The 14,499-nt window shown below is 39.1% G+C and carries 10 protein-coding genes; 2 read left to right on the forward strand and 8 right to left on the reverse strand.

The genetic code is table 11. The features are described from left to right. Positions 1–181: 181 nt before the first annotated feature. Both LVD16_RS19210 and LVD16_RS19215 read left to right on the forward strand, forming a co-directional pair. Entirely contained in the window at positions 182–733 is a 552-nt protein-coding gene (locus LVD16_RS19210; protein WP_233769908.1) for a hypothetical protein, read from the forward strand. Beyond that, entirely contained in the window at positions 717–1,478 is a 762-nt protein-coding gene (locus LVD16_RS19215) for an LVIVD repeat-containing protein (protein ID WP_233769909.1), read from the forward strand. The genes LVD16_RS19210 and LVD16_RS19215 overlap by 17 nt, the downstream gene beginning before the upstream one ends. A 2-nt stretch (positions 1,479–1,480) precedes the next feature. On the opposite strand, the gene LVD16_RS19220 is transcribed toward LVD16_RS19215, so the two are convergent. The 8 genes from LVD16_RS19220 to LVD16_RS19255 form a co-directional block, all read right to left on the reverse strand. Then, positions 1,481–2,452, reverse strand: a complete 972-nt coding sequence (locus LVD16_RS19220; protein ID WP_233769910.1) for a glycoside hydrolase family 43 protein — start codon at positions 2,450–2,452, stop codon at positions 1,481–1,483. 138 nt (positions 2,453–2,590) lie between these two features. Then, on the reverse strand, positions 2,591–3,748 hold the full coding sequence (locus LVD16_RS19225; RefSeq protein ID WP_233769911.1) for a glycoside hydrolase family 76 protein: 1,158 nt from the start codon (positions 3,746–3,748) through the stop codon (positions 2,591–2,593). 95 nt (positions 3,749–3,843) lie between these two features. After that, positions 3,844–4,956 (reverse strand): SusE domain-containing protein, encoded by a 1,113-nt coding sequence (locus LVD16_RS19230; RefSeq protein WP_233769912.1) that lies wholly within the window; start codon positions 4,954–4,956, stop codon positions 3,844–3,846. Positions 4,957–4,993: 37 nt separating this feature from the next. After that, on the reverse strand, positions 4,994–6,610 hold the full coding sequence (locus tag LVD16_RS19235) for a RagB/SusD family nutrient uptake outer membrane protein (RefSeq protein WP_233769913.1): 1,617 nt from the start codon (positions 6,608–6,610) through the stop codon (positions 4,994–4,996). 10 nt (positions 6,611–6,620) lie between these two features. Then, complete coding sequence (locus LVD16_RS19240) at positions 6,621–9,998, reverse strand: SusC/RagA family TonB-linked outer membrane protein (protein WP_233769914.1); 3,378 nt, start codon at positions 9,996–9,998, stop codon at positions 6,621–6,623. Positions 9,999–10,119: 121 nt separating this feature from the next. Further along, entirely contained in the window at positions 10,120–11,166 is a 1,047-nt protein-coding gene (locus LVD16_RS19245; protein ID WP_233769915.1) for a FecR family protein, read from the reverse strand. Positions 11,167–11,316: 150 nt separating this feature from the next. After that, positions 11,317–11,934 (reverse strand): RNA polymerase sigma factor, encoded by a 618-nt coding sequence (locus LVD16_RS19250; protein WP_233769916.1) that lies wholly within the window; start codon positions 11,932–11,934, stop codon positions 11,317–11,319. A gap of 170 nt (positions 11,935–12,104) precedes the next feature. Next, positions 12,105–14,411, reverse strand: coding sequence for a GH92 family glycosyl hydrolase (locus tag LVD16_RS19255; RefSeq protein WP_233769917.1), 2,307 nt, complete (start codon positions 14,409–14,411; stop codon positions 12,105–12,107). Positions 14,412–14,499 lie beyond the last annotated feature (88 nt).

Raw genomic sequence — 14,499 nt, forward strand, 5'->3', positions numbered from 1 at the left:
TAAGGTAGTGTTTGCCATTTAAAGTAGAAACTAAAGGGCGACGACCTGCAAGTTTTAGCCACGAACTGCATAAAATGGCGATGAGTAACATGAGGATTGTGTTAACGAATTATTAATTCGTTAAACATATCGATGGATTAATCAAAAAAATTAATAATATTATACTAAAGTAGAATCATCTATGTTTAAAGCACTTAAAATAATATTGACCTTAGCCCTTTGTGCCTTTATACTCTCAGCCTCTGATTGCTACAGTGATTATGAAAATGATAGTAAAGTTTGGGGTTATAAACCTGTATACACCAATGACTTACAAGAGGTTTTCAATGTACTGCCACAGCAACCATTAAGAAGACCGGGTAAAATATATGTATATCAGAATAAGCTGTTTATCAATGAGAAAAGCTCTGGCATACATGTTTATGACAATATCAATCCAGAATCACCTCAGTACTTATACTTCGTTTCCATATATGGCAACAATGACATTAGTATCAAGAATGGCATTTTATACGCTGATCAAGGTCCAAACCTTCTGACATTAGACTTAAATTCTATCAATGCTGATAGTCTGAGAGTAAGTAAGCAAGATGGTATTTTTCATACTTATGGATATTCCGAGGCACTACCGCCTGCAGAAGATGTATATTATCAATGTCCTGACTTCGACCTAGGCTTTGTAAAGAGCTGGGAATTAGATTCAATTTACTATAGATATGCGTGTCATAATTAAGAATATAACACTTTTCCTATTCATTCTGGTTTTATTCAGCCAGTGTGAAGACTCCAATGGTAGCCTGGCTCCTTCTGATCAGCAAGGGCAAGGTGGGTCTCTAGCTCGATTTACCATTTCTAACAATTACCTCTACGTGGTAGATATTCACCGACTGATCACTCTTGATCTGGAAAACCCTATGGAGCCGAAGTTTGTGAGCGACATTAACCTCGCCACTGACTCAGAAACCATCTTTTTCATGAAAGGAAATCTGTTTATAGGCACACAAACAGGACTTTTAATCTATAAGATCGGAAGTGATGGAACTCCTGAGTTTCTTTCTAAATATGAGCATGTGGTATCTTGTGACCCAGTGATAGCTCAAGATACTCTGGCCTACGTGACCCTTAGATCTGAGAACTTTTGCCAACAAGGAGTAAACAGACTTGAAGTAATTGACATTAGAGATCTTACAGCCCCACAGCTCGTACATCGTGTAGAAATGATTAACCCACACGGGTTGGGAATGGTTGATTCGGTTCTATATGTTACTGAGGGAGAGAGCGGCTTGAAAATATTTGATGTAAATGCCGCTGATGATATTGAGGAGCTGCAGTTCTTGCCAGAGATAAAGTCTTTCGATGTTATCCCGTTAAGCCACCTGCTTATAGTAACAGGACCGGATGGCATTTATCAGTATGACATTTCCGATCCTGTTAATATGAAATTATTGAGTAAAATTTCAATTGAATCAGTTCAATAAGATCAATCGATCTTATTCTTTTCCACTCCTTCAAAAGTAATTTTCACAGGTTTAATATATCCATTCTCATCAAACTCTACTTTATCAATGCAAGTAGCTCTATGATTATGGTGAGTTTCTGTTAATGGTCTTCTATGATAAACGATGTACCACTCATCTTTTCCAGGCACATGAATCATAGAGTGATGTCCTGCGCCGGTAGCCACCTTAGGATCTTGCTGTAGCACTACTCCTATTCTTTCGAAAGGTCCAAACGGGGAATCAGCAATACCGTAGGCCACTTTGTAGTCCGGGCCTCCCCAGCCACCTTCAGACCACATGAAATAGTATTTACCATCTTTGATAAACATAAATGGTCCTTCTACATAACTCTCAGGAGTAATTTCTTTGAATATAGAACCATCATCATAAGGCTCAAAACCGGTAAAATCGTCTTTTAGCTTCACGATGTTACAGTGGCGCCAGCCTCCATAAATCATGTAATACTGACCGTCTTTATCTTTAAAAACAAACTGGTCTATAGGCTGAGCTCCATTGTGGAATTTATCTAATAATGGCTTACCTAAATAATCTTTGTATGGACCTTCAGGCTTATCGGCCACTCCTATTCCTATACCACCTTCTTCGTTATCATTCTGAATATCATTGGCTGCAAAAAACAGGAAGTACTTATCATCCTTTTTTATAATAGCCGGCGCCCACATGGCTTTATTGGCCCACTTTACTGCAGCCGTGTCAATAATATGCTCATGCTTCTTCCATTTTATAAGATCCTTAGAAGAGAAAGCATCCATAAACACCTGCTTCTCATAAGCATCTGAGTAAGTGGGATATACCCAATATTCTTCGTCAAAAATGATTCCTTCAGGATCTGCATACCATCCTTCGAAGATGGGGTTTCCTGAGGTTTTAGATTTTTGCGCAAAGGCTGAGCCTGTTAAGGCGATTAAGACAAAACAAAAAAAGTGCTTCATTTATATAGTTTTAGGTTTCAACAGCCACGTGAAGTTGACATAGGCTTTCACCACTTTTGTGGCTCCACAAATGAAACGTATTTGACTTTGAAAAACAATTATAGTTCGTATATCATGGTTATATTCAAGCGATTATAATTACTCCAACAGTCCCTCCTCATGCAGTAAAGCTGCTGCCTCCACTAACATAACTCCGCTAAGTTGAGTAGAGAAATCTACGCGATCTCCAGGAGAAGTTTTCCAGTTTGAATTACTGAGCATAGATGGCCTTTTCAATCCCTTTTCATAGAAAGTTTCTGCGTTAAACTGAAAGAAATCCTGAAAGCTCTTTCTATTGGCCTCGTTAATATCTGGGTGTAGTATGAGCGTTGTGAAATATCTTATTAATATCCCTTTGAAAAGTCCGCCGTCACCCTGACCTTCGTCTCTTAGCATTCCTTCTGTGGTCAACTTAGAACTCGTCATCATAGAAGTAGCTGTTTTTAATGCCTCATTTAAGTATGCCGCATCTTTGGTTTCATTGTATAATTCTAAAGAAGCTCCAATATAAGTACCTATGTTATAAGTGAATATCCAATCTTTATTCACTACTACATCACCATCTACGGTGTTAATGTTGTCCCACACCAGGCCAGTAGCAGGATCTACTAACGTGTTTTTTTGCCAATCATATATTTTCTTGGCCCAATCAAAATAATCTTCGCCCCCATCTAACTGGTACAATCGCATTGATAAAATAGCTACTGGTGCATTGGAAACAGCATTTTTACTCAATGGCGTATTAGTTTTCCAGGTAATTCCCCCATCATAGAGATCACTCCAGCTTTTAATAATCTCACTCCACAATAGTTTGGAGACATCTAAAAAGTAATTATCGTCAGATGCCTCATAGGCCCTGGTACAGGCAATGGCCAACCAAGCCATATCATCATTAAATTCATTAGGGAAATGACTTCCATTACGGGTATAAATACCTTCGACTAGTGCTTTAGCTCTACTGATGTAAACATTATCGGCAGTGCGATTATATCCATCTATTAGTACATGAACCATGTGTGCATTCCACCAATAGTTAAAAAATTCATTTCCCTGATTATCCTGCTTGAAGGTTCCATTTGAACTTAAATAAGTGGTATAGGTGGCGTTCTGCATAGAATCAGCCGTTGCAGACCATGTATATTCAATATCTGTTTTGGCCTCCGGATCTCTTAAAGGACTATAGTCATCAATACTACAGGCTGATATTATGAATATCAGAGAGAGCCCTATTAATTTTATGATTTGATAAAATTTCATTTGATCTAATATTTTAGAGGCAGATCTAATCATCCGGTTCAGGCACATTCACCTCAACTCAAATGATTAAACCTGCTTATGATTCTATGAATTTATTATTTAGGGGTAACTACGTGTGTGTATTCAGGCACAGAAGCATTGAACATCACACTGACATCTGATACAGAATTATCCACTGCGCTGGCAAACTTAAAGGCATAATCCCAACGGGAGTCGTTTACAGGATACATGTACCAGAACTCGTCTCCAGCATTATCAGGGCGTGAATTGTCACTATTTGCGCTTCCATACCAGTTAAATTCATCCGTGTTAAAGGTGAAACGAAATTTATAACGTTCATCCCTACCCCAAGATTCCTGCTGGAATTCAATAGACTGATTTTCGGCCTTCCAGGTTCCATTGCCTACATAAGGTAATTCAAATAAATACTCATCTGACGGTGAGAAGTACAGTTCTACTTTATTAACCACATCCATTTGTACATTTCCATTTGAAAAATCCAGGATTAAACGAACTGTCTCACCTGAATAGGCCGATGTAGTTGTACCACCCTCCTTCATTTTACCTTCAACAATAGAGTAAGTTTGAGCCTCTCCATCTTTACCATCAGCCACAAAATATTCTCCAGATGAAAGGGTAGTATAAATCTCAAAGGTGCTTTCACCCGTCTTTTTAAAGGCTCGTGCATTCGCCATGTCATCGCCAGTTTCTGTGGCAGTACCGGCTAGGAACACCTCTCCAGGCACAGGAAAACCTGATGGCCTTTGTACCTCGATCAACCTTGAAGTTTGAACACTTGTTTCATCAACGCCTCTTGTGGCCACCACGGACCATTTCAGTTTTCCAGAGGCTCCTCTACCTATATTGGCTAATCCTGCTATCTTATTGAGCTCTGAAAAGGTGAGCGTAAGTGAGCGTGAATACCCATTTCCATCAGAGGCTGTTTTGTATATTGGATCAGAAAGATCACCTGATTCTACATCAAAATATACCTCATAAAGTACCACTCCATTATCAGTGGTGGCAGCAGCAGCCCATTCAAAAACCACCGAGCTATTGGCTTCCAGGTCATAAAATGCATTATCACTTGGTGAATATAGATCGGTTACAGGGTTTACATCTCCTATTGAAAACGTATTTTCATCATCACAACTAACTGCTAAGGTTACAGCTAGTAAGAGTAATATTGACTTATATATATTTTTCATCTTCTTATTTTAAATGTTATTGATTGGTTTGGGTCAATTACCAGTTAGGATTCTGACCTAAATTGGTGTTGATGTTCCTTTCATCACGAGGCACTGGCCATAAGTAATGTTTTGATGGATCGAATGATCTTTGAGTTACCCTTAGATAGCCATTATCTATTTCTGACGGTCCAAACTGAGCCCCGTGTACCCAGCCGTTAAGCACGTCTTCAGCAATACCCCAGCGCCTGATGTCAAATATCCTCAGGCCTTCCATCGCCAATTCTACTCTTCTATCATTTCTGATCACCTCCCTCATCTCAGCCTGGCTCAGTGCAGCATCATAATCCAATGCATTAGCATCAGTAAATCCAGCTCTTGATCTAAGCATTCCGATGGTTAAATCCCAATCTGCTGCCCCCAACTTGCTCACTTCATTTTTGGCTTCCGCATACATAAGTAGCACATCTGCGTATCTTATCAGAATAAGATTAAGACCTGAAGCAAAGCCTGCCTGATGAGTAGGATCATAATATTTTCTCCAATAATAACCAGTAGTTGTTGAAGACGATCCTGAACTATACACATCCAATTTTTGACCATCAGGTGCGGTGGTTGGGTCTATATAGATAGTATGTGAATCACCTCCTTGCTCTTCCCACTCATAGCCGTCATACACTACTGTATATGTTAGGCGAGGATCTCTGTTAGAATAAGGATCATTTTCGTCATATCCTGATCCTGAATCATCAATTTCATCGCCATTAAGCATTAAATAGCTATCTACCAGCTCCTGAGTTGGGGCCATGGCATTTAGCCTTGCACCGGTGGAAAGTGGGGCAAAATCAAAGTACTCACCCCAAGTTCTTAACTGAGGAACGTACTGTAGGCTTAAAATAACTTCATTATTAAACTGATATTCCGGCAGGAACAATTCTTCATAAGAGGGATGTAAACTGTAAGTCCCATAATCTGATGAGTTCATTAACTTTTCACATTCCGTAATCACTCCATTCCAGTTGCCTTCATACAATAACACTCTGGCCTTCAAAGCAATAGCGGCTCCTGCTGTAATCTTACCATTCTCTGCTGCCGCATAATCCGATTTATTGGGTAGAATCAGAGAAACATCCTCAAGCTCAGATAATATAAATTCCAAAACCTCCTCTCTTGGCGTTCTACTCACTGTAAGGGCCGTTACAATATCAATATCTGTTTCCAATAATGGCACATCTCCCCACCATGTCATCAGCTGAAAATGCTGGAATGCCCTGATAAATCTGGCCTCAGCTTTCATCTGTTCACGGGTAGTTTCATCCATATCAGTGATTCTGTCGATATTATCCAGTAGAATATTACAGGTCTTTATCCCTTGGTAGTGATAATTCCACTCATCTTTTAACCGCGCCAGAGAAGGATCATAGGTGCCTGATGCCAGTGAGGCCGCTCCAGCCACATCACCTCTTCCATTATAGGCATTATCTGATAGGGCTTCGTTATAGAAGAAGTAGTTAGAGGTAAGCATTTGTGAGTAAGCCGTGTTTAGCACACTCTGCGCTCTGTCCTCTGTGGTCCAGTAATTTAAGTCTGTGAATGAGTTTTCCGGGGCCAGGTCAAGTTCTTTACACCCCATAATTAAGAGACTCATCATTCCGATTATAAATAAATATCTCATAGTTTCTTGATTAAAAGGTTATATCTAATCCAAATCCGTAGTAAATCATGGTGGGGTATGCTCTACCGCTGTTAGCTCCACCACTTCTCAGGCTACCATCAAACTCTGATAACTCAGGATCAACAAATTTCAATTTTGAAAATGTAAATAGATTCTGTCCTGATACATAGGCTCTTATCTTTTTTGCCCCTATTTTGCTAGCCATATTAGCAGGTACAGTATAACCGAGCTGAATATTTTTGACTCTTAGATAAGCTGCATTGAATAAGTAAAGATCTGATCCTCTGCGATAGTTATTGGTGTTAGACTGGCTACCGTTATCTGCCAACCTGGGAAAAGCAGCGTCGGTGTTCTGAGGAGTCCAATAGTCCAATTGATGCTCATACATGGTCATTCCATAATTAAAATGGAAAGGTTCTACAAGCTCTCCACGTAGCATCATAGTACGCTTGCCTACACCTTGCAAGAAGATATTGAGATCAAATCCATTAAACTGAACACTATAGGTAAGTCCATAGGTTAATCTTGGAAATGGACTACCGAAGACCACCAGGTCATCATCGTCAATCTTACCATCTTCATTAATATCAACATACTTGTTATCTCCAGGGAACAGATTTGTTAATCCTTCAGGTTTAGCACTGTTCTGAACATCTTCCATGTTTTGGAAGTAGCCATCATGCTTTAGGCCAACATATGAATTATACGGATAGCCCTCGCGAAGTAAGATCTGTAGTTCTTCCTTTCCCTGAAGTCTTTCATTACCCTGAAAGTCCAAAACCTCGTTTTGGGAGTCACCAAGATTACCAGAGAAAGTATGTGTCATCTGACCAGTTTTGTGCACGTAAGATAAAGCTATTTCCCAGCCTCTATTAGCCACTTTACCAGCATTAAAATCTGGAAGCCCGGTTCCAAATACACCTGGTACAGCCGGAGGAACTAAGATATTAGAGGTCACCTTATTGAAGTAATCAAGAGATAGTGTTAGATTACCATCTATGAAGTCCATGTCAGCACCAATATTGAGTGTGGCTGCCCTCTCCCATTTCAAATTAGGATTAGCAAAATTGTATCCTGTACCGCCTACACCACTATCATTAAATCCATATGCATTAGGGAAAGTAAAATAGGTAGTTTGATACTGGTAATTACCAACATTCTGATTTCCTAACACACCATATGAAGCTCTCAATTTGATACCTCCTACACGATCCAGATATCCTTTCATAAAATCCTCCTGAGTAACCCTATAGCCTACCGAGGCAGATGGGAAAAATCCCCAACGGTTATCTTCATTAAATTTGGAGGAGCCGTCGTACCTAAAGCTGAACTCAGCAAAGTACTTGTTACTAAAATCATAAGAAACTCTACCAAATAGTGAGTTAAGGCTATTTTCAGAAGAACTTTGATTAGAGGTGTAAGAATCAGGGCTAACAATGGTCTCTGTGGTTGGTGTACCCAGATCAGGATCAGTAAGCGTTTTATATATACCTGTGCCTCTATCTGTATGATTTTCATTAGATGCTCCTACAAGCAGGTTCAGATTATGATTCTGAGCGAAGTTTTTCATGTACTGAAGTATAAGCTGCGTGTTGAGATCAATAGACTTGCGGCTTTCATCGTAAGTATTTCTATTGGCTCCATACAAACCCTTAGGGAAGAAATTCACCTGCTTGGTTCTAGCGAATTGATGATTAGAATACAATGCTCCACCGAACACCCCTTTTATAGAAAGGCCATCTAAAATTTCAAATTCTGCCTGCAGGTTTCCAAAAACATTATCATCATCATACTTTCTAAAACCACCTTCTTCCAGTATTCCAAGAGAATTAAATTCCTGAAGGACATCATTTGTAAGGAAGCGGCCGAGAGAATCCCTTTGCGCATAAATTAGAGGAACGCGGCTCGCGTCTACTATAAGTGTACCAGTGCTACTGGAGTGGTCTGTAGTTTCTCTTCGCACATAATTAAGCATTGAAGTGAGTTTAAACCTTCCCAAGTCATTGGTCATGTTCATACGGAAATTATACCTCTTCAAACCCTTATCAGGACCCACGAAGTTACTTTCCTGATCCAGGTAGCCCAAGGAAAGAAAATAGGTAGACTGCTCATTACCACCTGATAAACTCAAATTATGATTTTGTTGCCAGGCCGGTTTTACAATTTCCTCTGCAAACCATTCTTCATCTCCATTTTCCTTAAACTGTCTTATCTGTTCAGGAGTATAGACTACTGAAGTCTTACCTGCATTAGCTGCAGATTCGTTTCTAAGGATAGCATTCTGATAACCGCTAACAGGCTTCATAAAATAGTGAGGGTTATTTACTCCCATAAGACCATTGTAGGTGATGGTCATACCCTTGTTTTTCTGTCCCTTTTTGGTGGTAACTACAATCACACCATTATTAGCACGTGATCCGTAGATGGCTGCACTTCCAGCATCTTTCAGTACTGATACACTGGCAATATCTGACGGGTTGATTAGATTTAGATCACCTCCAACTATTCCATCAATAACTATTAGGGGACTATTATCTCCTAAAGTACTAATACCTCTAATGTTGATGTTCATCCGTGCCCCCGGTTCAGAATTAGGCTGCTGTATGATCAAATTAGGAGCAACACCCTGTAAGGCTTGCGTCATATTCGCATTAGGTCGGCCTTCTAGCTTATCTGCATTAACCTGATCTATTGCTCCCACCACACTAGACTTGCGTTGGATGCCATAGCCTACTACAACTACCTCATTGAGAGATTGAACATCCATTTTTAGGGTAACATTGATAATATTTTGATCCCCAACCGTCATTTCAATCGTTTCCATACCAACAAAACTAAAAACGAGGGTAGATTCGTTATCAGGCACCTGAATGGAATACGAACCATCAATATCTGTGATGGTGCCTTTGTTAGTACCTTTTATTTGTACTGATACGCCGGGCAATTGCTCTCCATTTTCATCTTTTACAACCCCTGTTACGGTCTGTTCGATGATCACTTCGATAGGCTCATCCTGAACTTGATTGAGAGGTATAACATCAATGTTGTTATTTACCTGTCTAAATCTTAATGGAGTCTGCCTGGCGATCTGAATCAATAGATCCGCCACTGACATTCTCTTTTTAGGCAGATTAATGGTGGCTTTGCTATCAATATTCTTGCGTTCATAGCCAAAGTAATAAGGAGTTTTTGATTCAATTTCAGAGAATACAGATTCAAGGTTCTGATTATTGAATCCTATGATGAGATAAACTTCTCTTACACTCTTAACTTCTTGTGCTTTCGAGCTACTGGCAAATACTAAGCTCATAGATATAGTCAGTAGCATTGAAAAAAGTAATAGGTACTTCATAGCGCTTAGAAATAAACTAAGTACATTTTTTTTCATACTTTTAAGGTTTAGTGATTTATTCATTAAAGTGTTCAAGGCCCTTTCATTTTGGACGATGGTTGACGCCTTGAAATCTTATAATATCAGCCTTCGGGCTGGTATTATTATCCGCTATCTATTAATTCCATATAACTAGTGTTTTGTCATTTAATTGATAATTGATTTTTTCTACTGAAGCTACTCTTTCTATCACCTGCTCCAGTGATGCATTTTCAAATCTTCCACTATATTTCCATTGGGGCTTTTCCCCTTTCACCTCAATCTTCACCGAATAGAACTTCTCCAGTCTTTTGCAGATTTCATCAAAATCAGCATCCTTAAAAGAGAGGATTCCTTTGATCCACCCTAACTCTACCTCCGAATTAAATGGATTAATGCCTAATTTCTTTTCTAAGATTGAATAGGTAAGCTGATGCCCGGGGGTAAGCACATAACTATCTGCTTTTTTATCATCTTCTTGTTTGATAAGCACTTTACCTTCCTCTAGAGATACCACTATATTGTCTCCATCAGGATAGGCATTCACATTAAAAGCTGTGCCTAATGCTGTAGTAGAGAAGCTCTTGCTTTGCACAATGAAAGGACGATCTGGATCCTTTTTCACTTTAAAGTAGGCTTCACCTTCAAGGATGACTTTCCTTTGATCGGCCTCATTAATATTTGAGGCATAAGAAATACGGGTGTTGGAATTCATCCAAACTTTAGTTCCGTCCGGCAGAAGCGTTTGCCTTCTCCCTATGTCGTTTTCCTTTATAACAGTTTGATATTCAGGAGCATCTGATTCATCAATAAATAATTGAGAATTAGCAATGAAGTAAATAGCTACCCCTATGCAGATAACTGCAGCATACTTTAAAATTGATAATACGAAATTAGACTTAGCTCTTGGTTTAAAGTGCCGTGATTTACCTTTACTTTCGCCCTCTTCCAACAGGATATTTTTAAGAATATCATTTTGTAAATCTTCAATTCCTTGATCTTCTGTAGGATTCTCAACCTGAATTCCCAGAATAATTTCACGTGCCAGCGATACAGTCTGCCTCTTATCAGGATGATAGCTCATCCACTTACTCCAAAAAGAGTCAAGTTCTTTATCTGGGTTTTTCACCCATCTTACGAATTCATCGTCAGATAAGAAATCTTCTAAGTTTTGCCTGGCACTCATAGGTACTGCATGGTTTCCCCTATATAAGGCAGCAAAGTCTAGGACAACATCGCTTATACTAAACTTTTTTTGAAAAATTTTTCAATCAATTGAATATCAATTCATTACAATATTACCTCATGTGAAATATTTAATCAAAAGGATGAAGACTTAGATATCTGAGAGCTTCAGTCTTAAGGTTTTAAATGCCTTGTACACCAAATTACGTCCCGACTTAATGTCTGTAAACCCCATAAGTTCACAGATCTCTGCATAAGACATATTTTCGTAAAAAAGGTAATAGATAGCCTCCTTCTGTCTTGCAGGTAACTGGTTTAATTCGGATTGTAATTTGATCCTTCTTTCTTCACTCAATTGTTGATCAATCAAATGATGTTCGTAGGAAAGAATGAAATGAAAATTATAAACCTCTTCGAGCTCCCGATCGGAGTGAAACCTTTTATATTTTTTCCCTGAGCGTAGGATCAATCTCTTGATAGATTTAAAGAGATATAATTTTATAGAATGCGTGGATGCTAAATTCTGTCTGTTTTTACGGATAGTAATAAACATATCCTGAATGCAGTCTTTAATTAAGCCTGAATCATTAGTAAACTGTTTGCCGTAATGATACAGCTGTTTGAAGTGAGTGTTGTAAATATGTATGAATGCAGATTCGTTACCACTCTTAAACTGATCCCAGATGTGGCTGTCCTTCTCCTGCGCGAAGCCATGAATATCGCCTCGCGTGTTAACAGCATCATCCCTTTTATGATCAGCAGCTTCCATCCAGATAATAAATTGAAAATTTAAAACGATTGCAAACCCTAATTAACAAACATTTTAGATGAGAAGCAACAAAGAACAAATCGATTTAGCTGGCTAGAAATGAAAAAAGTTTCAACCTGATTACTACAGATTGAAACTTTTTAATATCAAATAAAATAAAACTTATTTTACTATTTCTTATTCGGTTTGCTACTCATATAGAAAGTAAGCGTTCCACCTTTCATGATATCTTCATGGGTAATGAAGGTTTGATTAACCTCTTTTCCATTGAGTTCCACCTTTTTCACGAATACATTTTTATCGCTTTGTTTCTTAGCTTCGATTTTGAACTCTTTACCATTTTCTAAATGGATAGTAGCTGCATTTACTGCCGGGCTACCAAGCATGTATTGGTTCGAACCTGGAGCTACAGGGTAAAAGCCTAATGAGCTGAATAAATACCAGGCACTCATCTGGCCAAAGTCATCATTACCTCCTAAACCATTGGCGCCTGTTTTATACATTGCCTTGAGGATCATTCTGATTTTGTCCTGTGCTTTCCATGGCTGGTCAGTCCAGTCATAGAGGTAAACAACGTGGTGCGATGGCTCATTACCATGCACATAGTTACCAATAATACCATCTCTGGAAATATCTTCAGTATGCTCAAAATACTTGTCAGGAAGCTCCATTGAGAACAATGAATCTAAATGAGGAACAAATTTCTTATCTCCACCCATCATTTCTATCATTGCCTCAGGATCATGCGGTACGTATAAGCTGTAATTCCAAGAGTTTCCTTCGATGAAACCCTTCCAATGTGTATCTAATGGATCAAATTCTTTTACCCATTCACCATTAGCATTCTTTGGTCTCATGAAACCTGTTTTAGGATCATAAACGTTCTTATAGCTTTCAGAGCGCTTCATGAACTCTTTATAAACATCATCTTTACCTAGTTTCTTAGCCATTTGAGCAATACACCAGTCATCAAAGGCATATTCTAATGTTTTAGATACTGAAGCTCTGCTCTTATCTTCTGGCACGAAGCCACGATCAATGTACTCGCCGATACCATCAAAGTATCTGGTGTTAGCTGTATTGATACAAGCCTCTAATGCTCTTTCCACATCAAAATCAGCATTACCTTTAATTACAGCATCTGCTATTACCGGTACACTGTGGTAGCCGATCATACACCAGTTTTCATTAGCGTAGTGAGACCAGATAGGAAGCATCTTATGAACGCTTTGATCATAATGCGCCATCATTGCCTGAATCATATCCTGGTTTCTGGCTGGCTGCAACACGTTAAATAGTGGGTGAAGTGCTCTGTAAGTATCCCATAGTGAAAAGCTGGTATAGTTAGTAAAACCATCTGCTTTGTGCACATTTTGGTCTAACCCTTTGTACTCACCATTTACATCCTGATATACGGTAGGTCCTAAGAAGGCATGGTACATAGCAGTGTAGAAGTTTTTCATATCTGCTTCGCTACCAGCATCTGCCGTTACTTTACCCAATTCTTTGTTCCAATTGCTTTGTGTTTGAGCTTTTACAGCTTCAAAATCCCACCCTGGAACTTCGGCATTCATGTTTTCTATGGCATTAGCCGTGCTCACTGGTGACAGCGCAAATTTTATCTTGATCTTCTCCCCTGCTGCTACATCAAAATCAAAGTGTGCTCTGATCTTTTCATTAGCTGCTTCAGGAAAGTTATTTTGCTGATCAAACCTACCCCAAAAGCCATGGTAAGGATGTTTTTCATACATTTTAAAACCATAAGTCTTCACTGGCTTGCTGAAAGACATGGCAAAATATTCGGTACGCGTTCTAGCCCATCCGTTAGTAGATTTATAACCCGTAATTAAGGTATCATTCTCTAACCTGATGAATGCCCAGGTAGTTTTTTCATCATAATTATAGATGCCATACATCATATCCAGGATGATATGTGCTTCTTCCGCTTCCGGGAAAGTGTACTGGTGCATACCTACTCTGGTAGTAGCCGTAAGCTCAGCGGTAATGTTATGATCATCGAGCTTTACTTTGTAATAACCAGCTTCTGCTTTTTCATTATCATGACTAAATTTAGACCTGTAGCCGCTCTCTGGCTTATCCGCAGTACCAGGATTAAGTTGCAACTTACCCGTGGTAGGCATAATTAAGAAATCACCCAGGTCAGAATGTCCTGTACCACTGAAGTGGGTATGACTAAAACCTACTATGGTTTTATCTTCATACTGATAACCTGCACAGTATTTATAGACATCCCCTGTGTACCTGCCATCTACAGCATAAGGTATAGTATCGGTATCCGGGCTTAGTTGCACCATACCAAACGGAGCGGTAGCTCCTGGGTAGGTGTGTCCCATTTTTGCCGTACCGATCATAGGATCTACGTACTGCACCAATCCTTTGTCTTGCTTATCTTGGGCATGGCCAACAAGCGCCTGAGCACCTATTAATAGACCAGCTAGCCAGCTCTTTTTAATCATAAATAATTTTTAAGTTGTAAGTGTAAGTGAAGTATAGTAATGCGAAGTAGAAATAATCATTATAAGATTACTTCAAACTTCGCAATAA

Origin of the sequence: Fulvivirga ligni, assembly GCF_021389935.1 — a bacterium.
Taxonomy (GTDB): domain Bacteria; phylum Bacteroidota; class Bacteroidia; order Cytophagales; family Cyclobacteriaceae; genus Fulvivirga; species Fulvivirga ligni.

What these genes read in the sequence shown, in the direction of transcription:
- LVD16_RS19210 (WP_233769908.1), top strand. Translation starts at nt 182, where the DNA reads ATGTTTAAAGCACTTAAAATAATATTGACCTTAGCCCTTTGTGCCTTT.
- LVD16_RS19215 (WP_233769909.1), top strand. Translation starts at nt 717, where the DNA reads ATGCGTGTCATAATTAAGAATATAACACTTTTCCTATTCATTCTGGTT.
- LVD16_RS19220 (WP_233769910.1), bottom strand. Translation starts at nt 2,452, where the DNA reads ATGAAGCACTTTTTTTGTTTTGTCTTAATCGCCTTAACAGGCTCAGCC.
- LVD16_RS19225 (WP_233769911.1), bottom strand. Translation starts at nt 3,748, where the DNA reads ATGAAATTTTATCAAATCATAAAATTAATAGGGCTCTCTCTGATATTC.
- LVD16_RS19230 (WP_233769912.1), bottom strand. Translation starts at nt 4,956, where the DNA reads ATGAAAAATATATATAAGTCAATATTACTCTTACTAGCTGTAACCTTA.
- LVD16_RS19235 (WP_233769913.1), bottom strand. Translation starts at nt 6,610, where the DNA reads ATGAGATATTTATTTATAATCGGAATGATGAGTCTCTTAATTATGGGG.
- LVD16_RS19240 (WP_233769914.1), bottom strand. Translation starts at nt 9,998, where the DNA reads ATGAAAAAAAATGTACTTAGTTTATTTCTAAGCGCTATGAAGTACCTA.
- LVD16_RS19245 (WP_233769915.1), bottom strand. Translation starts at nt 11,166, where the DNA reads ATGAGTGCCAGGCAAAACTTAGAAGATTTCTTATCTGACGATGAATTC.
- LVD16_RS19250 (WP_233769916.1), bottom strand. Translation starts at nt 11,934, where the DNA reads ATGGAAGCTGCTGATCATAAAAGGGATGATGCTGTTAACACGCGAGGC.
- LVD16_RS19255 (WP_233769917.1), bottom strand. Translation starts at nt 14,411, where the DNA reads ATGATTAAAAAGAGCTGGCTAGCTGGTCTATTAATAGGTGCTCAGGCG.